At 66.7% G+C, this 1,188-nt stretch carries 1 protein-coding gene; it reads left to right on the top strand.

The window, feature by feature from the left end:
* Complete coding sequence (tuf, locus tag GWK15_RS25520) at positions 1–1,188, top strand: elongation factor Tu (RefSeq protein WP_168044422.1); 1,188 nt, start codon at positions 1–3, stop codon at positions 1,186–1,188.

Below are 1,188 nucleotides of genomic sequence, written 5' to 3'. Positions count from 1 at the left end.
ATGGCGAAGGCAAAGTTTGAGCGGAACAAGCCGCACTGCAACATTGGCACGATCGGGCACGTGGACCATGGCAAGACGTCGCTGACGGCGGCGATCACCAAGGTCCTGGCGAAGACGGGCGGTGCGTCGTTCACGGCGTACGACCAGATCGACAAGGCGCCTGAGGAGCGGGCCCGCGGCATCACGATCTCGACGGCGCATGTCGAGTACGAGACGCCGAACCGGCACTACGCGCATGTGGATTGCCCCGGCCACGCCGACTACGTGAAGAACATGATCACGGGTGCGGCGCAGATGGACGGCGCGATCCTGGTGGTGTCGGCGGCCGACGGCCCGATGCCGCAGACGCGCGAGCACATCCTGCTGGCGCGCCAGGTTGGTGTTCCGGCGCTGGTGGTGTTCCTGAACAAGTGCGACATGGCGGACCCCGACCTGCTCGAGCTGGTCGAGATGGAAGTGCGCGAGCTGCTGTCGTCGTACCAGTTCCCGGGCGACGACATTCCGATCATCAAGGGCTCGGCGCTGTGCGCGCTCGAGGACCGTGAGCCGGAGCTGGGCGAGCAGGCGATCCTGAAGCTGATGGAGGCGGTGGACGCCTACATTCCGCAGCCGGCGCGCGAGGTCGACAAGCCGTTCCTGATGCCGGTCGAGGACGTGTTCTCGATCTCGGGCCGCGGGACGGTGGTGACGGGCCGCGTGGAGCGCGGGATCATCAAGGTCGGTGAGGAAGTCGAGATCGTGGGCCTGAAGGCCACGGTGAAGACGACGGTCACGGGCGTGGAGATGTTCCGCAAGCTGCTGGACCAGGGCCAGGCGGGCGACAACATCGGCGCGCTGCTGCGCGGCACGAAGCGTGAGGACGTGGAGCGTGGGCAGGTGCTGGCCGCGCCGGGCTCGATCACGCCGCACACGGAGTTCAAGGCGGAAGCCTACGTGCTGACGAAGGAAGAGGGCGGCCGTCATACGCCGTTCTTCACGAACTATCGTCCGCAGTTCTACTTCCGGACGACGGACGTGACGGGCGTGGTGACGCTGCCCGAGGGCGTGGAGATGGTGATGCCGGGCGACAACGTGTCGATGGACGTGACGCTGATCGCGCCGATCGCCATGGACGAAGGCCTGCGCTTCGCGATCCGCGAAGGCGGCCGCACCGTCGGCGCCGGCGTCGTCGCCAAGATCACGAAGTAA

This window comes from Neoroseomonas oryzicola, assembly GCF_012163135.1.
Lineage (GTDB): Bacteria > Pseudomonadota > Alphaproteobacteria > Acetobacterales > Acetobacteraceae > Neoroseomonas > Neoroseomonas oryzicola.
Note: the sequence above shows the minus strand (reverse complement) of the source record. Positions and strands in the feature narration are given on the sequence as shown.

Excerpts from the sequence above, each read along its gene's own strand:
- tuf (WP_168044422.1), top strand. The coding sequence starts at position 1 with ATGGCGAAGGCAAAGTTTGAGCGGAACAAGCCGCACTGCAACATTGGC.